The sequence below is a fragment of the Paenibacillus sp. FSL H7-0690 genome, assembly GCF_037980415.1.
Taxonomy (GTDB): domain Bacteria; phylum Bacillota; class Bacilli; order Paenibacillales; family Paenibacillaceae; genus Paenibacillus_AQ; species Paenibacillus_AQ odorifer.
On record NZ_CP150281.1, the window covers coordinates 2,895,637 to 2,919,061 of the forward strand.

At 43.6% G+C, this 23,425-nt stretch carries 25 protein-coding genes and 1 riboswitch; of the genes, 17 read left to right on the forward strand and 8 right to left on the reverse strand.

Translation table 11 applies throughout. The annotated features are described in order from the left end of the window. The first annotated feature begins 62 nt into the window (after positions 1 to 62). The 11 genes from MHI32_RS12655 to MHI32_RS12705 all read left to right on the forward strand — a co-directional run bounded on the left by MHI32_RS12655 (position 63) and on the right by MHI32_RS12705 (position 12,281). Positions 63 to 1,787: a sensor histidine kinase gene (locus MHI32_RS12655; protein WP_340012461.1), complete on the forward strand. Its 1,725-nt coding sequence runs from the start codon at positions 63 to 65 to the stop codon at positions 1,785 to 1,787. 62 nt (positions 1,788 to 1,849) lie between these two features. Then, positions 1,850 to 3,169 (forward strand): extracellular solute-binding protein, encoded by a 1,320-nt coding sequence (locus tag MHI32_RS12660; protein ID WP_076308159.1) that lies wholly within the window; start codon positions 1,850 to 1,852, stop codon positions 3,167 to 3,169. A 17-nt stretch (positions 3,170 to 3,186) separates the two neighbouring features. Beyond that, positions 3,187 to 4,785, forward strand: coding sequence for a response regulator (locus MHI32_RS12665; RefSeq protein ID WP_076183463.1), 1,599 nt, complete (start codon positions 3,187 to 3,189; stop codon positions 4,783 to 4,785). Between the two features lie 14 nt (positions 4,786 to 4,799). Continuing rightward, entirely contained in the window at positions 4,800 to 5,996 is a 1,197-nt protein-coding gene (locus MHI32_RS12670) for a hypothetical protein (protein ID WP_340012462.1), read from the forward strand. A 143-nt stretch (positions 5,997 to 6,139) separates the two neighbouring features. Continuing rightward, positions 6,140 to 7,204 (forward strand): fatty acid desaturase, encoded by a 1,065-nt coding sequence (locus MHI32_RS12675; RefSeq protein WP_076125939.1) that lies wholly within the window; start codon positions 6,140 to 6,142, stop codon positions 7,202 to 7,204. Positions 7,205 to 7,362: 158 nt separating this feature from the next. Continuing rightward, positions 7,363 to 8,499, forward strand: a complete 1,137-nt coding sequence (locus MHI32_RS12680) for a sensor histidine kinase (protein WP_076179017.1) — start codon at positions 7,363 to 7,365, stop codon at positions 8,497 to 8,499. Further along, complete coding sequence (locus MHI32_RS12685) at positions 8,499 to 9,101, forward strand: response regulator transcription factor (protein WP_036686291.1); 603 nt, start codon at positions 8,499 to 8,501, stop codon at positions 9,099 to 9,101. Before MHI32_RS12680 ends, MHI32_RS12685 begins: the two co-directional genes overlap by 1 nt. 472 nt (positions 9,102 to 9,573) lie before the next feature. Beyond that, positions 9,574 to 10,659 (forward strand): aspartate-semialdehyde dehydrogenase, encoded by a 1,086-nt coding sequence (gene asd, locus MHI32_RS12690; protein WP_036686293.1) that lies wholly within the window; start codon positions 9,574 to 9,576, stop codon positions 10,657 to 10,659. A 123-nt stretch (positions 10,660 to 10,782) separates the two neighbouring features. Beyond that, positions 10,783 to 11,181 carry a hypothetical protein gene (locus tag MHI32_RS12695; protein ID WP_340012463.1) on the forward strand — a complete coding sequence of 133 codons (399 nt, stop codon included), beginning with the start codon at positions 10,783 to 10,785 and terminating at the stop codon, positions 11,179 to 11,181. A 116-nt stretch (positions 11,182 to 11,297) separates the two neighbouring features. Further along, positions 11,298 to 11,480, forward strand: coding sequence for a DUF3934 family protein (locus tag MHI32_RS12700; RefSeq protein ID WP_076218200.1), 183 nt, complete (start codon positions 11,298 to 11,300; stop codon positions 11,478 to 11,480). Between the two features lie 108 nt (positions 11,481 to 11,588). Further along, positions 11,589 to 12,281: a pseudouridine synthase gene (locus tag MHI32_RS12705; RefSeq protein WP_076218199.1), complete on the forward strand. Its 693-nt coding sequence runs from the start codon at positions 11,589 to 11,591 to the stop codon at positions 12,279 to 12,281. On the opposite strand, the gene thiE is transcribed toward MHI32_RS12705, so the two are convergent. From thiE to MHI32_RS12735, 6 genes are read right to left on the reverse strand one after another with little or no spacing between them, the layout of a single operon-like run. Continuing rightward, positions 12,262 to 12,927: a thiamine phosphate synthase gene (gene thiE / locus MHI32_RS12710; RefSeq protein ID WP_076280800.1), complete on the reverse strand. Its 666-nt coding sequence runs from the start codon at positions 12,925 to 12,927 to the stop codon at positions 12,262 to 12,264. The two genes, MHI32_RS12705 and thiE, sit on opposite strands and share 20 nt — an antisense overlap. Next, positions 12,908 to 13,738 carry a bifunctional hydroxymethylpyrimidine kinase/phosphomethylpyrimidine kinase gene (thiD, locus tag MHI32_RS12715; RefSeq protein WP_340012465.1) on the reverse strand — a complete coding sequence of 277 codons (831 nt, stop codon included), beginning with the start codon at positions 13,736 to 13,738 and terminating at the stop codon, positions 12,908 to 12,910. Before thiD ends, thiE begins: the two co-directional genes overlap by 20 nt. A 23-nt stretch (positions 13,739 to 13,761) precedes the next feature. Next, positions 13,762 to 14,556 (reverse strand): hydroxyethylthiazole kinase, encoded by a 795-nt coding sequence (thiM, locus tag MHI32_RS12720; RefSeq protein ID WP_076183472.1) that lies wholly within the window; start codon positions 14,554 to 14,556, stop codon positions 13,762 to 13,764. A 41-nt stretch (positions 14,557 to 14,597) separates the two neighbouring features. Then, a complete protein-coding gene (locus MHI32_RS12725) occupies positions 14,598 to 15,635 on the reverse strand; it encodes an ABC transporter substrate-binding protein (protein WP_340012467.1) in 1,038 nt (345 codons plus the stop codon). Continuing rightward, complete coding sequence (locus tag MHI32_RS12730; RefSeq protein WP_081386295.1) at positions 15,632 to 16,408, reverse strand: ABC transporter permease; 777 nt, start codon at positions 16,406 to 16,408, stop codon at positions 15,632 to 15,634. Before MHI32_RS12730 ends, MHI32_RS12725 begins: the two co-directional genes overlap by 4 nt. After that, complete coding sequence (locus MHI32_RS12735; RefSeq protein ID WP_340012468.1) at positions 16,389 to 17,084, reverse strand: ABC transporter ATP-binding protein; 696 nt, start codon at positions 17,082 to 17,084, stop codon at positions 16,389 to 16,391. Before MHI32_RS12735 ends, MHI32_RS12730 begins: the two co-directional genes overlap by 20 nt. A gap of 198 nt (positions 17,085 to 17,282) precedes the next feature. Beyond that, a riboswitch (TPP riboswitch) is annotated at positions 17,283 to 17,386 on the reverse strand. Positions 17,387 to 17,608: 222 nt separating this feature from the next. Between MHI32_RS12735 and MHI32_RS12740 the strand changes: the two genes are divergently transcribed. The 3 genes from MHI32_RS12740 to MHI32_RS12750 are packed head-to-tail and all read left to right on the forward strand — an operon-like array spanning position 17,609 to position 19,933. After that, positions 17,609 to 18,445, forward strand: coding sequence for an amino acid ABC transporter substrate-binding protein (locus MHI32_RS12740; RefSeq protein ID WP_076183478.1), 837 nt, complete (start codon positions 17,609 to 17,611; stop codon positions 18,443 to 18,445). 53 nt (positions 18,446 to 18,498) lie between these two features. Further along, a complete protein-coding gene (locus MHI32_RS12745) occupies positions 18,499 to 19,167 on the forward strand; it encodes an amino acid ABC transporter permease (protein WP_036686309.1) in 669 nt (222 codons plus the stop codon). Between the two features lie 13 nt (positions 19,168 to 19,180). Next, positions 19,181 to 19,933: an amino acid ABC transporter ATP-binding protein gene (locus MHI32_RS12750; RefSeq protein ID WP_076189904.1), complete on the forward strand. Its 753-nt coding sequence runs from the start codon at positions 19,181 to 19,183 to the stop codon at positions 19,931 to 19,933. Between the two features lie 95 nt (positions 19,934 to 20,028). Here MHI32_RS12750 and MHI32_RS12755 read toward each other — a convergent pair whose 3' ends face one another. Further along, complete coding sequence (locus tag MHI32_RS12755; protein ID WP_076125959.1) at positions 20,029 to 20,685, reverse strand: S-layer homology domain-containing protein; 657 nt, start codon at positions 20,683 to 20,685, stop codon at positions 20,029 to 20,031. A gap of 318 nt (positions 20,686 to 21,003) precedes the next feature. On the opposite strand from MHI32_RS12755, the gene MHI32_RS12760 reads away from it, so the two are divergent. After that, a complete protein-coding gene (locus MHI32_RS12760) occupies positions 21,004 to 21,483 on the forward strand; it encodes a transcriptional repressor (RefSeq protein WP_036686314.1) in 480 nt (159 codons plus the stop codon). Between the two features lie 73 nt (positions 21,484 to 21,556). On the opposite strand, the gene MHI32_RS12765 is transcribed toward MHI32_RS12760, so the two are convergent. Beyond that, positions 21,557 to 22,237, reverse strand: a complete 681-nt coding sequence (locus MHI32_RS12765; RefSeq protein ID WP_036686316.1) for a TIGR00266 family protein — start codon at positions 22,235 to 22,237, stop codon at positions 21,557 to 21,559. 162 nt (positions 22,238 to 22,399) lie between these two features. Here MHI32_RS12765 and MHI32_RS12770 point away from each other — a divergent pair, with 162 nt between their 5' ends. Beyond that, positions 22,400 to 22,606, forward strand: coding sequence for a hypothetical protein (locus MHI32_RS12770; protein ID WP_076125962.1), 207 nt, complete (start codon positions 22,400 to 22,402; stop codon positions 22,604 to 22,606). Positions 22,607 to 22,667: 61 nt separating this feature from the next. Beyond that, a complete protein-coding gene (locus MHI32_RS12775) occupies positions 22,668 to 23,399 on the forward strand; it encodes a class I SAM-dependent methyltransferase (protein WP_076183484.1) in 732 nt (243 codons plus the stop codon). The last annotated feature ends 26 nt before the right edge of the window (positions 23,400 to 23,425 follow it).

Sequence of the window (23,425 nt, forward strand, 5' to 3'; positions counted from 1 at the left end):
GGGAATAGGCGGTTTTGTGAAGAATACTAGAGGACAGAGACAGCAGGGGGAAGGGGAATATCATGAAACTCCGCCGTAAAATCTTGTTCGCTATTATTCTTCTCGTCTTTATTCCGGTTATTCTGATGGGGATCGTCACTTACGTTAATTTTTCTAATGCAATGGAGAAAAAATCAAGCAACTTCTACTGGATTTCACTGCTTGAAACGGATCGAAAGCTTAAATTCGCGCTTAGTGAAATCACCTCGATCACGAATTCAAAAATTACGCAGCCGGTTGTTCAGCAATCACTGAAGCAGAAGAACTTTGTAATCACTTATGATCGAAAGCAGGAGCTTAGCAGTTATCTCATTGATCATCCAATGATTACTTCATTTAGTTTTTATAGTAAAGATCGTTTAATTTATCAATACAATGCATCGATGTCTTTTGAGGACTTGAAGAGACAAAGCTGGTTTGACGCGATGGAAGGCGCCGAAGGGCGGCCCGTGTGGTCAGGACCGGGAGAAAATGACTCGGAGATCTCCGGCAATCCGGTACTTGTACAAGCAAGAGTAATCAAAGATTCATATTCTCTCGAAGATATCGGATATCTGGTTGTTAATGTAAAACCTGATTTATTGGATCAGATTTTCTGGGAAGCAGCAACCCTTAAGAAGGGGGATATTTTGCTGGTCAACAAGCTAGGAAATATCGTTTTTAATAAATCCGGTGAACATATTGGACAACGCACAGAGTTCCCCTTTTTACAAAATGATTATGCTAAGGAACATGACTATTACATCGACAACTATCAGGGGGAAAAATCACTCATAACCTTCCTACCTTCTCATAATGCAGCCTGGTATTTAGTAGCCATTACACCTATGAATCTCATCTCGTCAGAATCTGTATCCATCCGGAATATTGCGATTATTTTAAGTACAGTTTCGCTGTTATCCGCCATTTTGTTCGACCGCTATTTCGTACGGAGGCTCGTTCATAGTATTAATAGTGCGGTTAACGGGATGAAGCGGGTGAAGCAGGGGATATTTACGCCGATCACTACACCCTATCGTGCTGATGATGAAAGTGATTTGCTGATTGATGGCTTTAATCGGATGAGCACGCAGATCAATGAACTGCTTGTGCAGGTGGAGACTGAGCAGGGTCGTAAGAAGGAAGCAGAAATGCAAGCGCTAATGGCGCAGATTAACCCTCATTTTATTTATAATTCACTCGAATCGATTAATTCGATGGCAGTGCTGCAAGGCAATAAAGATATTAGCAAAATGGTCATCTCACTCGGCAAGCTGCTGCGAATCAGCATCAGTCAGAATCAGGAGCTGATTCCGCTGCATATGGAGTTCGAGCATGTCCGTCATTATTTGGATATCCAGAAGTTTCGTTTTGAAGATAAATTCTCTTATGTTATAGATCTTTCGGATGGTCTTAGGACGTTCATGACACAAAAGCTGATCGTTCAGCCGATTGTTGAGAATGCGCTGTATCATGCGATTGAGCAGATGGAGGACCCAGGGATCATTGAGATTACGGCCTATGAAATGGGCATGGATATGATCATTATCGTAAAAGATAACGGACCCGGCTTTGACCTTGCCAAGATGATGAGTCTTTGGGATAACGAGGGAAGTGCTCAGAAGAAATACAGTGATAGCGGCGTGGGGCTTAAAAATGTGCATGAACGCTTGAATATTCGGTTCGGCAGTCCATACGGCATACTAGTGTGTTCATCCCCCGGCTTTGGTTCAACCATCCGAATCCGAATACCAAAAATACTGCCGTAATCGACCGTACGGAAAGAAAGGGGGAGAATGTTATCAAAAAATGGTTATTGAAATGGGGCTGGATGTGGTTATATCTAGTGCTGATTTCGGGTGCGGTTTTATTTATAACTTTAGGAAAGCAAGAACCCATTGAAGATGATTCACCAGAGAAAATCACATTAACTTTCCGTCATTTCTGGATTAAAGAGCATGATCGGCCACTGTTGACTATTTATGAAGATATCGTGGACAAATACCAGTTAGAGCATCCAAATGTGAAAGTTAACTTTGAAGGTGTGGATCAGACGTTGCACCGTGATCAAAAGCTGAAGAACGAGATGGTTACTGGCACCCCGCCAGATATGTTTGTTTTGTTCGGTGGAGCGGAAATTGAGCCCTATGTGCGCTCTAAGCGTCTGATTGATCTGACGGATTTCGTCCGGGAGAATGCGCTAACCAATCAATTCAAGGATCTGGATCTCTGGACCTTTGACAACCATATTTATGGCTTGCCCATTGAAGGGAATGCTGAACCTTTATATTTTAATAAAACCATATTCGAAAAGCTCGGTTTGAAGCCGCCAGAAACGCTGCAAGAGCTTGATGCTGCCATACTAAAGCTGAAGTCGGCAGGATATATTCCATTTGCACTTGGCAACGAGGATCGTTGGCCCGCAGGGATTTTTGCACATTATTTAATGGATCGTTATGCCGGCGCCGACTTGATCGAGAAGCTGATCACTGGTGAAGATCAAGCCAGCTTTCAGAATGAGGCGTATTTAAAGGCTTTTCAGCACTTGGAGCAATGGATCAAAGAAGGTGCCTTCAGTACGAAATCGAATGCGTTATCCACAGAAAATGCGGTGGGACTATTTACGAGCGGCAAGGCTGCGATGTATCTGAACGGAAACTGGGATATCAATTTATTTGCCGGAACAGCAGCTCCTACGGATTTTCAAAATGAGGTAGGTGTTATTCCGTTTCCCACATTGAAGAAGGGGGAACAACCTTCGATTGCCGGCGGTTATACATTTGGCATCGGTCTTTCCTCCGAACTAAGCGGAGCGAAGCGGGAGGCTGCACTCGATCTCATGAAAGCTTTTTACACCCAGGAGGTTCAGACTCGGATTGTATATGAAGGGTTGAGAATTCCGTCCATGCGCATCGCCTTTGATCCTGAGAAGACAGGACCCGTATTCGCGCAAGTCATGAATATGATGGAAGTTAACCGGAAGAGCTTTGTCCCTTATGATAATGTATTGTCACCAGAAGTGAAAAAAACGTTCCTGAGTGTTATAGAACAGATGATTAACGGAGAAATGTCTGCTGAGCAAGCGTTAAAGCAAGTGCAGGCATCCTCCATTCAATATTGGAATTTGATCCAAAGCTCAAGTGTACAATGATCCTGGAGGTGCAGGGAATGGATGAGTTACAAGAGAAATATAAAGTAATAATCGTGGATGATGAGCCGATTATTCTTCGTAGCTTAAAAGCAGCCATTCCATGGAATGATCTTCAGATGGAGATTGTGGGAGAGGCCCGAAATGGAGAATTAGCTCTCCGCTTGATAGAAGACACTTCACCACATATCGTGATTAGTGATATTCGCATGCCCGTAATTGACGGGATTACGTTGATGAAGGAAGTATTGTCTAAAAACCCGAAGCTGGTGTTTATTTTTATAAGCGGGTACGGAGAGTTCGAATATGCAAGAGAAGCATTACGTCAAGGTGCTTTTGATTATTTATTGAAGCCGATCGATCATGATGAACTGGTTGAAATGCTAAACCGCGCCAGAACCAAGCTGGATGAACAGAAGCAAAATGATCAGCTGATTCATTCTGTCCAGATGCTGTCACTGCTTGCACGTGAACGTCTGTTTGCAGAAATCACTTTGGGAAATGCAAGGCCGCTTGAGCATCTGAAATGGCTGGAGAACAGTGAACTGGAGAGCGGATATTTCATGGCTGTTGTCCAGTTAGATGACTACACCACACTGAGCAGTCAATGGAGTGTAGAAGAAAAACGGCTATGGCTGTTTGCAATCCGCAATATTGTGGAAGAATGGTCACTGGAGCATGGCGTGCTGACGGTTTTCCCGTTTCATAATGGAGAGTGGATACTACTGTTCCCTGGATCTTTAAGCGCCAGCAGGAGAGAACTTGGTGAACATTTGATAGCGGGAATCAAGAGATACTCCAAGCAGTCTTGTTCCGTAGGCATCAGCCGCACCACACAAGGCATTGATCAATTAAGTACGGTTTACCCTCTGGCCGCGAAGGCCTTATATCAACGGTTCTATTCGGGGCTTGCCGGGGTCTTTATTGATGAAGAGATATCGTTCCCAAGCAGTAAAGAGGTGAAATACCCAAAAGAGCTGGAAACCGCGCTGATTGAAAGTATACGTACCTTAAATAGAGACCGGATGTGGTCTTTATTTGATGAGCTTGCTTTATTTATTGAGTCACAAGCTGTTCCTAAGGATATGGCTGAACGTCTTCTTGTTGAATTGATCGTTGTGTTATACAGAAATTATGAGTATTTGAATATAAATTCAGATTGGTCCTTGCATGGATTACTTAGCAAGATGCACAATCTCGGCACTTTAAATGAAGTGATCTCTGCTCTGAAAGAAGAGTTTGGTGTGCGATTGGAGCAAGGGAACAAGCCTGTGAACCGCGAGGATACGCGTAGCGCCATCGAGAAAGCGAAACGTTATATTGAGAGTAATTACCATAAAGATTTAAGTATTGAGGAAGTAGCGGAGCTGGCTGATCTCAGCATCAGTCATTTCTGCACTTTATATAAGCAAATAACAGGCTATACCTTTTTGGAGTATGTTACACACTGCCGGATGGAGCGGGCGAAGTATATTTTGCAGAGCAGCAACGTAAAAGTGTATCAGATAGCTCCTCTTGTCGGTTATCAGGACCCACGTTATTTTACACAGGTTTTTAAAAAGGCTAGTGGTCAAACACCAACAGAATACCGAGAAGAGCATACTAAGCAGATCCATTAACGAGGAGGTAGGGGATGGAATTTCATTTGGAGATGATTGTTAAGTGTTTAACGAACCACAAGCTGCAGAAATATTGGAAAGGGTTCGAGGCTGTTTCTTTTGCATTTTATAATAAGGATAACGTGTATCTGTACAATCATCCCAAATTCAAAACGGTAGGATATCATCCACATTTGCTTCCTTGGAGTAATGAATTCTCAGGAGATACCATCATCTTATATGAGGATCACCCTACAGCCATCGTTAATCTGGAATTACATGAAGAATTCGAAGACTTGTACGCCATTTGTGTACACGAATTATTTCACGGTTATCAATTCCTGATGGGAGATGAACGTTATGCAGATGAATTATTGATGATTACCTACCCTTTATCCCTCGAAAATATGGAATTGCGGATTCAAGAAAGACATCATTTATATCTTAGTGTAATGGCAGCTACTATTGAAGAGCGTAATCACGCAATGTACAGATTTATTGCCATCCGTCAACAAAGAGAACAACTGCTTGGGGAGTACGTGCTAAATGAATATCTTATTGAAACGCTGGAAGGACCCGCTTGGTATGTTGAATTAAATGCCTATGCCGAAAAATCCACCCTACCTAATGAGGAAGTATTGCTCAAATTCAGTTCGTATTTAATAGATGAACTTGAATCTTCGGCTAATATCAGAAGAAGCTGCTACGGTTCTGGTCTGTTTATATGTTTGCTGCTGGATGAGCTTCGCTCCGATTGGAAAGAAGAGTTTATGAAGTCGGAGTTAAGTTTATATGCGTTTTTTAAGCAATTTGTGGATCAAGTCATCATTCCCTTCGAGGAGATATCTATCAGCAAAGAAACGGAAGATATTATGCAATCGGTCAAAACAATCAGGGAGAAGGAATTCATTGATTTTATCAGCCTTGAAGGGTACCACCTGTATATTGAAGGAGATATAAAATCTACGGGTTTTAATCCTATGGGTATTATTGGTGGAGATGAGAAATGCATTCATAAGAATAATTTACGAATCCAAATCAATGATGCGGAGTATTTTCTGGAAAAGCCAGTGATTAGCTACTATACAGCTGACCTTCGAAATATTAATAAACTGCACCTAGTACTAGATGAACCTCCAACTTTTAATAAAGATTCGTTAATCCTTAATGGAATTGGTGAGATCAAAGGTCAATACGAAGTGAAGGAAGATGGATGTTGGCTGCAATGCTAACGTAATTTAAATGAGAAGGAGAGTATGACATTTGTCATACTCTCTACTTGATGTTTATGACTTATAGGATGACACTTTATCTTCTATACTTAGAGTAGATGAAAAGATCCTTAGCCGGACACATCAAGGAGGAAACGATATAGATGACTACAAAACAGACATCACAGCTCTCCAGCCTTAAAAAGAGTGTAGCCCCTTACGAGAAAAATGACCGCAACGCAAGTATAAGACAGCTCATCAATACTTTAGGACCACTTGTGCTGTTATGGGGCGGAGCTTATTTCTCTTTATCCGTTTCCTATTGGCTCACCCTTCTGTTAGCTATTCCTGCAGCAGGATTTGTAATTCGAACCTTTATTATTTTTCATGATTGCACACATGGATCCTTTTTTAAGAATCGTAAAGCGAATGATATTATCGGAACGATCACAGGTGTACTGACACTGGTTCCTTATCGGCAGTGGAAACATAGTCATTCCATTCACCACGCCAGCTCCAGTAATCTCGATAAAAGAGGGATCGGCGATATTTGGATTATGACGGTCGAGGAATACGCAGCGGCTTCCTTCTGGAAACGTCTATATTACCGGATTTACCGCAATCCCATCGTGATGTTTGGTCTTGGACCGATTGCTGTTTTTATGATTCAGTATCGTTTCAATGTTAAAGGTGCTAGACGCAAAGAGCGGATGAATACCTATTTGACGAATATTTCAATCGCAGCGCTTTATGGCTTGCTAATATGGGCTATTGGCTGGCAGGCATTTCTTATGGTGCAGCTGCCTGTAGCATTTGTATCAGGGTTTCTCGGCATATGGTTGTTCTACGTCCAACATCAGTTTGAAGACTCTTATTTCGAGAATGAATCTGAATGGAGTTATGTGATGGCCGCGGTTGAAGGTAGCTCATATTATAAGCTGCCGAAGGTGCTGCAATGGATTACGGGCAACATCGGCTTCCACCATGTGCATCATTTAAGTCCAAAGGTGCCAAACTATAATTTGGAAAAAGCGCATAACGCGACGCCACCGCTACAAAAAGCAACAACAATTACGATTGGTACCAGCCTGAAGGCTCTTAATTTCCGTCTTTGGGATGAGGAAAATAAACGTTTCATCAGCTTCAAAGAGATGAAGTCCATATTAAATAAACCGAAAACTGCAGGCGAGGTCCTGCAAGTTCATAAGCCCAGACTCCAGGGAGAATAATGGCTACATTGTAATCAAATAGCAGCAATATGGAAGGTTAGAGCCGGAGAACTCATTCGCGCTCTAATCTTTTTTCTCTTTATCGTTGTGGTTCACCGGATTTTACCGGATTTATGCTAGAATAAGGTGAGTGGCATATGGCAAAAAGGAGAGCGAACATGCAGAAGTGGCATCATATTTTTCATAAAAGTACAGGTCTTAGCCCTTATGTATGGGTCGTATTTTATATTCTACCGTTTTATTTCATCTTTCGGTCCTCTTCTCCCTACCAGGTAGTTTCAGGAATCTTGATGATCGCTGTGTTTTTTGTTTGTTATGTGCTTTCTTTTGTCTCCAAGGGTTGGTTAGTTTATTTTTGGACGAGCGTGCAGATACTGGTCTCTATAACGATGACGTTGTTGTTTGGATATATGTATTTTGCGCTTTTTTTAGCCTTTTTTATTGGGAATATCCAGAATCGAGTAGGGTTCTTCACCCTGTACTCCATTCATTTGCTGACTACGATTATTACGATCAATTATGAGCTGCTGTCGCGTAATCCCGTATTTATCAGCCAGCTTCCCTTTGTTCTTGTCAGTATGATTGCAGTGATCCTGCTGCCAATCAGTACCTATAACCGCAATAATCAAGGGAAGCTGCAAGACCAATTGGAGGATGCTAATAAGCGTATCTCAGAATTGGTTAAGCTCGAGGAACGCCAGCGGATTTCACGTGATCTTCACGATACATTAGGTCAGAAGCTTTCGTTAATTGGTCTGAAAAGTGATTTGGCAGGAAAGCTTATCGACAGTAATCCGACGCAAGCCAAAGCCGAGATCAATGATGTACGCCAGACGGCAAGAAGTGCACTGAAAGAGGTCCGGGAGATGATTACGCGAATGCGTGGCATTCGGCTTGAGGACGAACTCGTTCATATTCAGCAGTTTCTTGCGGCTGCGGAGATTGACTATGTTTTGCAAGGCAATCCTAAACTGTCTAATACTTCATTGATTACGGAGAATGTGCTCAGCATGTGTATTAAGGAAGCTGTCACAAATGTTGTGAAGCATAGTAATGCACAATCTTGCGCAATTATCATTGAACCCACACGCACAGATCTCATCATTAAAGTGAAAGATGATGGAACTGGCATCCCGGGCAATGATCTTTATTTTAAAGGACATGGGCTGCAAGGTATGCGGGAACGTCTTGAATTTGTAAATGGCTGTATGGATATCGTGCGAGATGAGGGTACTACGATAGTGATTAAGGTCCCAAATGCATTTAAGCATCCGGAACAGGAGGTAACCGTATAATGATTAAGATTGTAATCGCTGAGGATCAGCGAATGCTCCTTGGAGCGCTGGCATCTTTGTTGGATTTAGAAGAGGATATGAAGGTCGTGGGCCGGGCAAGCAACGGGGAAGAAGCTGTAGCGATGGTTCAGCAGCATAAGCCGGATATCTGTATTATGGATATTGAGATGCCAGCGATGAGTGGTCTCGACGCTGCGGAAGCGCTGAAGAATAGCGGCTGCAAAACGATGATATTAACCACCTTTGCCCGTGCGGGATATTTCGAACGTGCGCTCAAGGCGGGAGTTCATGCTTATTTGCTGAAAGACAGTCCTAGCGAAGAACTGGCACTTTCGATACGTAATGTGATGGCAGGCCGACGCATGTATGCACCGGAGCTAATGGATGAAGCCTACAGCGGTGAAGTAAATCCTCTGACTCAGCGGGAGAAGGAAGTACTTGGACTCATTGCCGACGGTAAAAATACAAAAGAGATCGCCAGCCAGTTGTACATTACCACGGGAACTGTCCGGAATTACATCTCAGTTATACTAGATAAGCTGGATGTAGGTAACCGCATCGAGGCGATCACTCGATTTAAAGAAAAGGGTTGGTTTAAGTGAGCGGGGTAAGAAACGCTTAGTTGGTTGAAGCAGCTTGTAAACGCGAATCGCTAATCGCTAATCGCTGATTGCCGATTGCCGTTTGCTGATCGCAGATTCCTGATTTATACTCACCAATCGCAAATAGATGTATTTCCTACAACTATATGCTATAAAATGCTCGTCAGATGCGATTTAGTTGCATTTCTTACATCTAAAAGTTCACTTAGAGGGCATTTCCATTATTTTTCGGGGAAATAGTTGTAGAGAATGCAGTTAAAGAGTTGTCTAAGCAGAAAATATACTTATAATTGTACTGAGTGCAGCTATTTCTTTTATTAGCATTAGTGAAATTCAATATAATCCGCTAAAAATAAAATTTTTAATGTTATTTTGATGTTAACACTCGCCAAATGTTCCCGCGCCGTATATCATTAATTATCGGCCTATTATCCACAATAGGACAGTTAATCAAAAGGAAGTGTATTTTCTGATGTCAAGAAAGCTAAGAGCCGGCATAGTTGGCGGCACAGGTATGGTAGGACAACGTTTTATTGCCCTTCTAGAGAATCATCCTTGGTTTGAAGTAACTGCGATTGCTGCCAGTGCTAGATCTGCTGGAAAAACGTATGAAGAATCGGCCAAGGGCAGATGGAAGTTATCTACTCCAATGCCTGAGAACGTAAAGAATATTATGGTCCAAGATGCTTCTAAGGTAGAAGAAGTAGCTGCGGACGTGGATTTGATTTTTTGTGCTGTAGACATGAAAAAAGATGAGATTAAAGCGCTCGAAGAGGCTTATGCTCGCACCGGAACACCAGTAATCTCCAATAACTCAGCGCATCGCTGGACGCCTGACGTGCCTATGGTCATTCCTGAGATTAATCCGGAGCATCTTGAGGTTATTGCACAGCAAAGAAAACGTCTGGGAACAGAGACAGGTTTCATTGCGGTTAAACCTAACTGCTCCATTCAAAGTTATGTGCCTGCACTTCATGCGCTCAAAGACTTCAATCCATCTAAAGTGGTGGTCACCACCTACCAAGCCATTTCTGGTGCAGGAAAGACTTTTGCAGATTGGCCAGAAATGCTGGACAACGTGATTCCTTATATCGGTGGCGAAGAAGAGAAAAGCGAGCAAGAGCCTTTGCGGATCTGGGGAAGTGTTCAAGAAGAGGGTATCGTAAAGAGTGAAGCGCCAACGATTACTTCGCAGTGTATACGTGTGCCTGTAGCGGATGGACATATGGCTGCTGTATTTGTTTCTTTTGAGAAGAAACCGTCCAAAGAAGAGATTCTGAATCTCTGGAAGAGCTTTAAAGGACGTCCTCAGGAGCTTGAACTGCCTAGCGCACCTAAACAGTTCATTACCTATTTTGAAGAGGACAATCGTCCACAGACTAAGCTGGATCGTGATATCGAGAACGGAATGGGCGTATCGACGGGCAGACTTCGGGAAGATGCCCTCTATGATTACAAATTCGTAGGTCTCTCCCATAACACCCTGCGCGGAGCAGCTGGCGGTGCTGTGTTGATCGCTGAGCTTCTGAAAGCAGAAGGTTATATTCAACCAAAATAAGTCCATGCATGAGCTGCAAAGCTGATGTGAATAGACACCTCATCAAAGCTTAGTCTTTGGTGGGGTGTTTTTTAATGGATTGATTTGGTAAAATAAGTTATCATCTGAGAAGGAGGAATTTAATTGAAGAAGTACTTATTTACTTTTATTTTGTTGTCATTATCAATCTTTGTAACTGGATGTACATCATCAACTCAAGAGGTACAAGAGTATGGAGTATGTTCCATTAATGCTGAAATTCCTATTCCTAAAAAAGCCAAGGAAATCGAAGTGACAACAAATTCAAATAACCCTAATATAAAAATTGGAGCAAAGTACGAGTTGGATAATATAGGGGGAGAACAAGGTCTTTATCGGCCTGACCACTACTTTAATAAATTAAACGATGCTGGATGGATAGAGCTGGAGGACAAGCGGTTAGGACATGTGCAATTTTTTGAAAAAAAGGACACCGTCATCGCCATCGAAATACATCAGGATACCTTTGATATTCATGAAATGAATAAAGATGCTAAATTCTAAACAGTGGCTAGTTAGATGAAGCATTTGTTATTACTTAAACAGAAAGGTTGAGAGTGTGGTAAGATAGGTAAAGTGTATAAACTATACGAATTCTGAATGACTGACGGAGTGATATAATGGGTGCAAAAAGTAAAGGTGGCGGCACAGGCAGAGGTACGGGGAGTAAAGGCTGGACACGCTGGAACAAAACAGCAAAACCAGTTAAACCTGCTAAAAGTGATCCAACGACGGGTCCAGGTGCTAAAGGTGCAAGTGGAAGCAAGGGCAGTAACGTGAAAAAAAGCGGAAGCACCAAATAGCTCCCTTAAACTGGGTTATTCCTGAAGGTTAACATCTGATTTTGATCGTTAAAATCAGGTTTTTTTTATGACCAGATGTAAGTATATAGAGAGAAAGTAGGATCAGCAGTGAGAATCGATAAATATATAAGCGAAACAGGCTTTTGTTCCAGAAGGGAAACCAAGCGATTAATTGCAGCAGGTCGAATCGCTGTGAACGGCATTGTCTGTGAAGCGAACATTCTTATAGAGCCAGAGGATATCGTATGGATCGATGGGGAGCCGATAACAAGCAGTAAAGGGGAGCCAGTGTATCTCGCTTTGAATAAGCCGATAGGCATTACCTGTACAGCAGCCCCACATGTGGCTGGGAACATTATTGATTTTGTAGGGTATCCTTCAAGGATCTTTGCGATTGGCAGATTAGACAAAAACTCGGAAGGCCTCATTTTGTTAACCAACGATGGAGAGATTGTAAATAAAATGATGCGTTCCGAGAATGGGCATGAAAAAGAATATGTAGTTCATGTAGACAAACCGGTTACGTCAGAATTCTTACAAGAGATGTCTAGCGGCGTGAACATTCTTGGAGTCACAACGAAACCTTGTGAGGTCTATCGGATCACAGAATGTCAGTTTAGAATTATCCTAACTCAAGGTCTTAATCTGCAAATACGCAGAATGTGCAAGGAGTTAGGATATAGAGTACTAAAGCTGGAGCGCATAAGAATTATGAATATTACATTAGACGGCTTGGAACTGGGACAATGGCGGCATTTAAGCAGTGAAGAGCTGTATGAGCTTATGTCCCGCTTAAACTGACTTTGTCAACAAAGCCTCTGGCAGTTGTGGTAATATCTTCAGCTCCGGCAATCGCTGAGATAACAGAAATCCCATCCGCACCAGCTGTTAATACTGGTGCAACATTTTGCAGCGTGATTCCCCCAATGCCAACCAAAGGGATGGTAATGCCTTTATTTCTGAGTTCTTCAATCATCGCAGTGCCTTGAACAGCTTTGGCATCCTCCTTGGATGACGTAGGATAAATGGGACCCACGCCCAGATAGTCGGCTCCATCGGCAATCGCCTGCTGAGCTTCAGCGAAGGAGTGAGCGGATACACCAATGATTTTATTCTCTCCAAGTAGCTGGCGGATCGCTAATGCAGGGGTATCCTCCTGTCCTACATGAATTCCGTCCGCATCAAGCGCGATCGCTAAATCAATGTCGTCATTCACGATAAAGGGCACGCCATTGGCATGACAGATCTTTTGAAGTCGTCTGCCAAGATTAAGTCGTGCCTTATCGCTTAAGGATCCGGTACCCTTTTCACGGAATTGAAACATGGTTATGCCTCCAGCAACCGCTTCCTGCAGCACCTTAACAGGAGCTTTACGGCAATTTACGCTGCCCATAATGAAATAGACTTTTAATAGATCTCGCAGATGTTCACTGTTCATTCGTTGCATTGTTTATCCCTCGCAGTCTGTTCTGATAAGCAAAATGATTGGTTGGTCCATGCCCAGCCCCTATGCCCAGCTCGTCCTCAATCGCCGCTTGTATAAATGCTTTGGCAGTTTGAATGGCCTCAGCTACGGATTTGCCTTTGGCTAGCTCGGCGGTAACTGCTGCTGAATAGGTGCAGCCTGTACCATGCGTATGTCTGGTCTGAATCCGGCTACTCTCCAATAAGGTATATTCGTGACCATCAAATAGAAGATCGGTTACGGCTGTGGTTGAGGTATCATGCCCCCCTTTTAGCACTACATATTTGGAGCCCATGCCATGAATGATTTTGGCTGCTTTTTTGCGTTCTTCGATGGTGGAGATCGTCATCTTTGTGATCATTTCGGCTTCGGGAATATTGGGTGTCGTCAGCAATGCTAAGGGCAGCAGATGGCTGATTAAGGATTGAACCGCCTCCTGCAGCAGCAGTGTGGACCCTCCTTTAGCGACCATCACAGGATCAATTACAAGATTAGACCAGCCGTAATACTTAATTTTATCTGCCACAATGCGGATGATGTCGCTGTTAAATAACATCCCGGTCTTTACGGCATCTGGTTGCAGGTCAAGTCCTATAGAATCAAGCTGCTGAATTATGGCGTCCAGAGTCACTGGATAAACCCCTTGGACACCCAGCGTATTCTGCGCTGTCACAGCTGTGAGGACGGACATGCCATAGACAGAAAGCTCTTGAAAGGTTTTTAGATCGGCCTGAATGCCAGCACCACCGCCGCTATCGGAGCCGGCAATGGTTAGAGCTTTGGATATAATCATCGAATTCACTCCTTTGAGGGTCATTAACTGAGCTGTTTGATGCTAGATCTTTCTAGGAAGACTTCTGGCGTGACCCATGTCAGTTGATTTAGAAACTCAACCTGAAAGCTTCCCGGCCCTTGACCAGTTGTTAGTTCAGCGGCGATTTCAGCGGCTACTCCATAGAAGGAGAGGGCTTCCACTGCGGCCTCCAACGAGGCACCTCCACTTACCGCGAGAAATGCACCCACAACAGCGCTGAGTAAGCAGCCAGTTCCTGTAACCTTCGTGAGAATAGGGTGACCGTTGCTGGCAATATAAGTGTTTTTTCCATTCGTGATCACATCGTCTTTTCCAGTTATGATGACCACACAGCTTAACTTCCTCGCAGCAGCTTCAGCCAATAGGACTACATCGCCTTCACCTTCGCCAGCATCCACCCCTTTAATGGACCAACTCTCTCCAATGACATTAGCGACTTCAGCCACATTCCCCCGCAGTGCGGTGATTTGCATCTCATTCACTAGCTTTTGAGTGACAGCGGTCCGATAAGAAGTTGCGCCTGCACCAACCGGGTCAAGCACTAGGGGAACCCCGTGTTTATTAGCGGATTTACCAGCGAGCAACATAGATTGAATGGCGTAGTCATTGAGTGTGCCTATATTTAGAACTACAGCAGACGACATAGCGGCGATGTCGATCACTTCTTCGTGGGCATCCGCCATAAAGGGAGAGGCACCCAGCGCCAACAGACCGTTGGCTGAGAAATTGGCTACTACAATATTAGTGATGTTGTGGATCAAGGGGTTGGATTCCCGTACTTTGGCTAAGTAACTCATCATAATTCCTCCTCAAGCTTGTATGAATAACCAACTAAACGTTACAGATTGATAAAAGCTTCCTGTGCTTTAATATCTTCTGGTAGAAGATCGTTGGTGGATAACCACAGCTGAACCTTTTCCCAAGATGTCGGGTCTTGATAACCAAAAGATTGATCGCCAGCATTCATCAGTGGCAGTAGAATCTCAAGACTTTTTTTCTCAATCTCCTTGTCGAGCGGTGAAGTTGCATCTTCATGTGCAACCAGTAAATCCAGGGCTTGTTCAGGATTCTGCTCCACAAATATCTGTCCTTTTGTTATGGCATTTAGAAATTTTTTGAAGTAGGCTTCAGAATTTTGCAATCCTTGTTCGCTGGCCACCAGCACAAGCTCATAATAGTCAGGTACTCCGTAATCCGTTGGATTAAGCGAGGTGACTGGATGTCCCTCTTTTTCAAGGATCAGTTGTTCATGGTTGATGAACCCGCCCATTATTGCGTCCACTTGTCCTGTAGAGATCGCAGGGATAAGGTCAAAACCTACGTCAATCAGCTTGGCGGATGAAGGATCGCCTCCATCACTCTGGATCATTGTCCGAATCATTGCTTCATAGAGCGGAATGGAGGAATAGCCGATTTGTTTTCCTGCGAGCTCTTTGGGACTATGAATACTGCCTGCCTGAGGAACCATCAGATGATTCAGTGGATGCCGCACGATAGCTGCAATCGAACGTACAGGAATTTTCTCGCCGCGTGCCATAAGTACCTGAGGCTGATAGCTGAGCGCTAGATCAATTTGATTTGCTGCTACAAGCTTTAGGGCGTCATTGCTGTCCGCAGGCATTTTGATCTCGACATCCAAACCTTCCTCTTGGAAAAAACCTTGCTGTTGCGCAGCGTATAGAAAGGAATGAACGACATTGGGATACCAATCAAGCATAATCGTCAGTTTGTGTGACTGCTTATTTTCGGTGTTGGAGGAACCGGTTTGGGAGTTGCTATTTAGCTTGTCTGCCTTCCCGCAGCTGCTTAAGAGCAAAAGTGTGCATACTAGAAATACAGAAATAAGTCCTCGTTGTGGGGATTTTAATTGATTCATTGGTTAGATCCTCTTTTCTTTAAAAATAATTGTTCGAGTAAAGCTATCGCCAGAAAAAGTACAACACCAAGCGCGGACAGCAGAAATACAGCCGCAAACATTTCATCGCTCTGCATATTTCCGGCCATTCTGCGGCTGAAGTAACCGAGTCCTTTACTGCCGCCGAGCCATTCCCCGATAGTAGCTCCGATGACGCAGTATACAATGGACAGCTTTAAGCCAGAGAAAAAAGCAGGCAATGCCAGTGGAATTTGGGTTTTGACAAGCAGCTGCCAGCGGTTTGCACCAAATGTTAATAATAAGTCCTTGTAAGTCTGGCCACTTGTACGAAGTCCATCATATGTACTCACTACGACTGGAAAAAAAGCCGTCAAAAACACCACAGCCACTTTGCTCCACAGCGTATATCCGAACCACATAATAAAAATGGGGGATAGCGCAATTAATGGGACCGTCTGGCTAATGATAAGGAAGGGATAGATGGCCTTTTCTACGGGGCGAAACAGGAACATTCCAATGCCCAGCAATACACCAAAAATCACAGAAAGGACAAAACCCACCAGTATCTCCTGTAACGTCGCCAATAAATGCTGTCCAAATAATAATTGCCTGTGCTCGATCAATGCGATGCCAATAGATGAAGGTGCAGGGAGAATAAAGGCTGGAATCAAGTGAAGGCGAACAGCTGACTCCCAGATTACAAGAATGAGCAGTACCAGAAGAAGGAAGGGACCATAGTTGTCTAGATGTTTTTTAAAAGGTATAGGTTGCATGCAATCTTCGCTCCAACTCTGCCCGTAGTGCTATAAACCGGGGTTCATAGTTCATCTTATAATGTCTTGGTTTTGGTAGATCGACAATGATCTCCTGTAATTCGCTGTGCGCACCGCCAGATAATAAATAAATCCGGTCACTGAGCAATAGGGCTTCTTCCAGATCATGAGTGATGAGCATAATCGTCTGATTCAGTTCACCCCATAACTTCAACAGCCAACGGTGTATCTCACGTTTGGTCATGGCATCGAGAGCGCCAAAGGGCTCATCCAGCAGCATAAGACCACTTCCGCCTCCAGCCACTAAGGTGCGCAGAAATGCTACTCGCTGTTTCATACCTCCCGAAAGTTCATGGGGATAAGCCTTCTCTACATCTGTTAAGCCGAAGCGGGCCAACATTTCCCGAATCTGAGTGATCGTTTTCTGTTTACTAAATCTGGGCTTGATCTCCCAGGGCAAAAGGCAGTTGTCGAGCACTGTTCTCCAAGGCAGCAATAAATCCTGCTGAGGCATATAAGCGATCTGACCTAAACGACTAGCGGTTGAGGGGAGCGTAGGGAGTTTTATTTTTCCATGAGTAGGTTCGAGTAAACCGGCAACCGTTTTGAAAAATGTGCTTTTCCCGCATCCGCTAGCACCTACTACGGAGACGAATTCCCCTTGCCTGATATCCATGGATAGATTTGCGAATACAGGGGGTTGTTCAGTTTCCGGAAAAGAGTAGGTTAGGCCTTGAATAGATAAAATGGTCGTGATGATCTAACCTCCTAATATTTTTGTGGAGCGTCTAAACAAATAAAGACCCATCCATTTCCAGAGGAAATGAATGGGTCAAAAAGTTCATTCTGCATAATAACACTTAACATGCTTGATGAAAATTCTGCTCCACTTCCCTCCGCTGGTATGATCCAGATCAGGTTCCAAGGGTCCGGAGCTTGAAGCTCCGTCTCAGTCGGCCGACTCCCCTAGTGAAATAACAGGTCCATATTAATTTGTTTATAAATATACCATATCTTTCTGAGAAGTAAAGAGAGAAAGAAGTGAAGGATTAATCCAAGATTGGGTAAGATATAAGTAGAAATCTAGTTAATATTACAATTCCGATGTATATAATCGGAAAAAAGTATTGACGATCATGTGATGGCAGTGTACTATTCAATTTACCGGAAAAAAACCGGATAGAGAGAGGGGATTTAATAATGAAAAAATGGAGTTTAACTATTATATTGGCGTTAACCGTGGTTCTTGTAGCGGCTTGCGGCAATAATTCGAATACCAATACGGCTGCTGAACCAACAGCTGGAACGAATGGTGGAGCAGCATCTTCAGCGCAAAACAGTTTGGAGGCTGTGAAGGCCAGCGGCAAATTGCGGATAGGTACAGAAGGGACTTATGCACCTTTTACTTATCATGACACTGCGGGGAAATTGACGGGTTTTGACGTGGAAATTGCCGAAGAAGTAGCCAAACGTTTAGGTGTTGAAGCTGAATTTTTTGAAACTCAGTGGGATGGTATTTTTGCTGGGATGGATGCGAAACGGTTTGATGTCATTTTTAATGAAGTTTCCATTAACGAAGATCGCAAAGTGAAATATGATTTCTCTGAACCCTATATTGTATCCAAGGCAGTATTGATCGTGAGCGAAAACAATGAGGATATTAAGACCTTTGCTGATCTAAAGGGTAAAAAAGCCGGACAATCCCTGACCAGTAACTTATCCGACATCGCTCGTGAGAACGGTGCTGAAATCGTAGCTACGGACGGTTTCAATCAAGCGATGGACCTGCTGACTTCGGGACGTATTGATGCAACTGTGAATGATGGCTTGTCTTATCTGGATCTGAAAAAACAAAAACCAGATGCAAAAATTAAAGTGGTTGATGAGATTCCTGAAGGCTCACAAAGTGCCGCGGTATTCCTGAAAGGCAATGATGAGCTGGTGAATGCGGTCAGTGATGCGATTAAAGAGATGAAAAGTGATGGAACGTACTTGAAAATTTCCGAGAAATACTTTGGAGCTGACGTTTCAAAATAATACAAGGCTAGCAAGGCTAATTAAGCCTAGAAGCTAAAAAGGATGTCTGAATAATGGATGACCGCAAAATACAAATTTTCTTAGATACACTGCTACCCCTGCTTAAAGCCGGGGTGGCTTTTACCATTCCGTTGGCGCTACTTTCCTTTGTGCTTGGATTGATTTTGGCGATCCTAACCGCGTTGGCACGTCTTTCACCGTGGGTAATTCCGAAGCTAATCGCCCGTTTTTATGTATGGGTCATTCGGGGAACCCCGTTGTTAGTGCAGCTATTTATTATATTTTATGGTTTGCCGGCTGTTGGTATTGTACTCGACCCTTTCATTGCCGCCACCATTGGATTTACCCTTAGCGTAGGGGCTTATTCATCGGAAATCGTACGCGCTGCTATCCTGTCGATACATAAAGGCCAGTGGGAAGCTGCCTTCTCAGTCGGGATGACTCGTGGGCAGGCTCTGCGCCGCGTAATTCTGCCACAAGCTGCACGCGTTTCTGTACCGCCGTTATCCAATTCTTTTATTAGCTTGGTCAAAGATACATCGCTTGCAGCGATCATCACCTATACGGAGATGTTTAGAACTGCTCAGCAGGTAGCCTCTACCACTTATGAGCCTCTGCTGGTATACTCCGAAGCAGGATTGTTTTATTTAGTGTTCTGTTCTGTGCTGTCGGCGCTGCAAAATTACTTGGAGAAACGACTCGATCGTTACTCTGCGACCTAAAGGAGAGATACTTGTGATTGAAATCATTAATTTGCATAAATCCTTCGGTGCACTCCAAGTGTTAAAGGGTATTGATCTGAAAATGGAGCATGGAAAGGTACTTGTCATTATTGGGCCATCCGGCTCCGGTAAAACTACACTGCTGCGCTGTTTTAATCTGTTGGAAATCCCGGATCAAGGCAGCCTGTCACTCGGGGATATCACCATCAATTTTACAGATCATAAGAAAATTCCTCAGAATTCCGTATTAGCTCTTCGGCAGAAAACAGGGATGGTCTTTCAATCGTATAATTTATTTCCGCATATGACTGCGCTAGGCAATGTGATGGAGGGACAGGTAACTGTCTTGAAACGAACCAAGGAAGAAGCGCGTAAGCGGGGCCTTCAACTGCTGGCTAAGGTGGGTTTGGCTGATAAAGCTGATAACTATCCACATCAGCTGTCAGGAGGACAGCAGCAGAGAGTGGCCATCGCCCGGGCTATGGCAGTAGATCCAGAAGTGCTGTTGTTTGATGAGCCCACTTCGGCGCTCGATCCCGAGCTGGTAGGGGAAGTGCTTAAGGTCATCAAACAATTAGCAGCAGAAGGTATGACTATGGTGATTGTGACCCACGAGATGAAATTTGCCGCCGATGTAGCGGACCGGATCATTTTGATGGATGGCGGTCATATCTTAGAGCAAGGAACTCCGCAAGAAGTGCTGGAGCATCCGAAGAATCCCCGGGCTCTGCAATTTCTGAATAGACTGAATGGTGAAGAAGAGTAGAAAGACAATACACACGAAAAAGCAGCTCGGGAATCATCCGGAGCTGCTTTTTCGTGTGTAGATTATTCAAATGAGAAGAGTAACTGAAATTTGGCTTATCCTCCAGTTTTCAGGAACTCCAAAGCGTTGTAGAGCATAATCGCAGCTTCGGCACGGGTGAGTTCGCTTTTTGGATTAAACTTTCCGTTAGCGTCTAGAGTATTGATCTTGTATTTCAGGGAGCGCTGAATACTGCCTTGATATGCAGGGGTCAGTGACGCTTCATCAGCGATATCTACTGGAACGATATTGATCATCGGCAGATTACCTACGCCTTCGATCGCTTGCACTAGATAGTTAGTGAATTGCTCTTTGGTCATAATTAGGCTAGGATCAATGTCTTTTGGTAGCTTAACTTGATTGTAATAAGCATTGATAAAGGCTTCAGCGTACCAGGCTTTGTCTTTTACTTTTGTGAACAAGCCGCTGGCAACAGGAGCTTTGTTAAAGTCAATGGCTGCGAGGCTGAGCTGAAGACCGCCGGAGATAAACTGAATCCCTTGGGCTGTAGTTACCTTAGAGCCAGGGAGAAATTGAGATTCGCTGACACCTTTAATTAACCCTTGATTTTTTAAAGAAATGATTTTTTCTTTGCCGTTTATGTTATCAATATCCTTAAAGGTGTTCCCAGCTGCAAACATCTGACCACCCAAAGAAAAGGAGAAAATGGCTACGGTTGTGATCGCTGCTAGTGTGCTTTTTTTCATGTTCATGTCTTTTCACCTCGTTGTATGGATAGGCTCCTTAGCCTTTGTCACTCCTTTAACGTTGTAAATTATGGAAAGGTTGCGGTCTAATCTGTATTATTTCACGAAAAAGTAGATTTTAATAGAAATATAGGCCAGATTGGGGTGTAGTACTTTGGATAAGTGGCATGAAATGATATAATGATGTCAGGCTCTTTTCATTCGTGGTTAATTTTGTTATGATTATATCGTAACGATTACTATTTATGGTTTGTCTTAACTGCATAAATAGGAGCGTCTCAGAGGGTACGGATGTTAAATCGTTCCGGGAAGGTAGGAGACCAAATGGATCAAATATCAAATATCAGTCAATTGTTTGCGGCGCAAAAATATAAATTAACGCCTCAGCGTGAAGCTATAGTGAACGTTCTGCTCGACAATGAGAAGGATCATTTAAGCGTAGAAGAAGTATATATGCTTGTTAAGAACAGCTATCCACATCTGGGCCTGGCAACGGTATACCGTACACTTGAGCTTTTATGTGAGCTACACATTGTAGAGAAGATGAACTTCGGAGACGGAGTTGCCCGTTACGATTTGCGCGGGAACGATCATTCGCATATGCATCATCATTTGATATGCAGCGTATGCGGTCGGTTGGAGGAAATTAAGGACGACTGGCTTGTGGAGCTGGAGAGAAGAGTGGAACGTGAATATGGCTTTAACGTCACGGATCACCGCCTTGATTTCAAGGGTACTTATGGAACATGTAAACGTACTGGCTGCAAAAAAGCAAAAGCAGAAGCAGATAAAGCAGTCTCGTAAGATTGCTTTCTAACCTAAAGACACAGGCTTTCTCCAAGCCTGTGTCTTTTTTGATTACTGCGTTCTAGGAAGTCTAGCTTCGAGTAGGTACAAAGGATTTGATCCACGTTCCGAAACTGCCAGGGTTACGGCTCTGAACGAGAATTACACCTTCTCCACGGAAGCGGCAGACAAGTGCTTCACCACTGGTTATGCTGTTAAGCCAGCCAGAGGCTGCCTTTTCCACCTTGTAGTCCATATAGTCTGGCCATGCTACGAGGTGTCCGTTATCGATAATCATTTCTTCACCAGGTCCTAAATTTATTGCATGGATAGCACCGAAGGAAGACAGGAACACCGTTCCTCTGCCACTGATTTCTACAATGAAGAAGCCTTCACCGGAGAAGAGCCCTCTGGTTAAATTCTGCATTTTGGTATTTACTTGAATGCCTTCAGTTCCGGCGAGAAATCCGTCTTTTTGAACTAACAGTTTATACGATCCGTCTAATTCTATCGCCTGAATATCGCCGAGTGAGCCAGGCGACAGCAATACCTCACTTTGACCACGGGTCGCTCTAAGTTCTTGAAAGAAGAATTTCTCACCGCTCAGCATTCTCCCGAGACCGCGCATTAAACCACCATCCACGGTTCCTTTTAATTCTACGTTAGGTGACATCGCGACCATTGCGCCCATTTCAGCCTTTACGCTTTCACCGGGATTTAGTTGGACCTTTAACATAGCAAAAGCACCTTCATACAAAACCTGGTAATTCATCCTTTAAACCTCCGCATCTATTTAGATAAGATAGAATACTAGCTTTGCTCTAAGTGTAACGGAATTCTTGCTTCGCTCATAGTCTGGAATATGTTAAAATGAAGTTGTCTTATAGATGTAAGATCAATAATCATTCACCCATGAATAGGAAAGTGGTGTCACATGGCACGAACCAAGACACAAAAAGCCTTGCGTAAGGCAGAGCGCTCCGGAGCCTGGTGCGCAGCACAGAGTCGTAGATTGAATAGTGATTATGGAGCCATTTCACAGCATGTACGATTAACACCAAGCAAGCAGGAACAATTGAATAAGAATAGATATAAGGGGCAGATCTTCCAAGATGATGCTCCTTTTTTATTGGCTATTTGATAAGAGAACATCGCTCAGCGTATAGTAATTGAAGAAATAATATATAGGAGATGTATCCCTGATGAAACAAAATAAATATGACGATTCGAATTTCTTCTCCGCCTACCAGCAAATGCCCCGTTCTATTGGAGGGCTTGCAGCAGCAGGAGAATGGCATGTATTAAAGGCGCTTCTTCCAGACTTACATAATAAAAGTGTGCTTGATCTGGGCTGCGGCTTCGGCTGGCATTGCCTATATGCTCGTGAGCAGCAGGCGAGTTCAGTTATAGGTGTGGATATCTCTGAAAAAATGCTGCAACAGGCGCGTGAAAAAACGAACGATCCTGCTATAACTTATATCCAGCTGCCGATTGAGGACATTGATTTTACGAGCGAGCAATTTGATGTGGTCCTCAGTTCATTGGCTTTTCACTATATTGAATCTTTTGCAGCCATCTGCCGAAAGGTGCATTCGTTTCTTAAGCCTGGCGGGAGTTTTATTTTTTCAGTGGAGCATCCAATCTTTACTTCACGTGAAGAGCAAGACTGGTATGCCGATGAGCAAGGCAACCGCCTGCATTGGCCCGTAGATCATTATCAATCAGAAGGACTTCGTGAAACTAAATTCTTAACAGAAAATGTGATTAAATACCATCGCACGATTTCCACCTACTTTAATGACCTGATTGAAGCTGGCTTTACTATTAAAGCGGTTAAAGAACCAAAGCCTTCAGAAGAAATGAGTAATGATCCTTGGATGAAGGATGAGGAGCGTAGACCGATGTTCCTGATCATTTCGGCTGTAAAAGAATAATCTCATGCTCACGAGTTATATTCGAA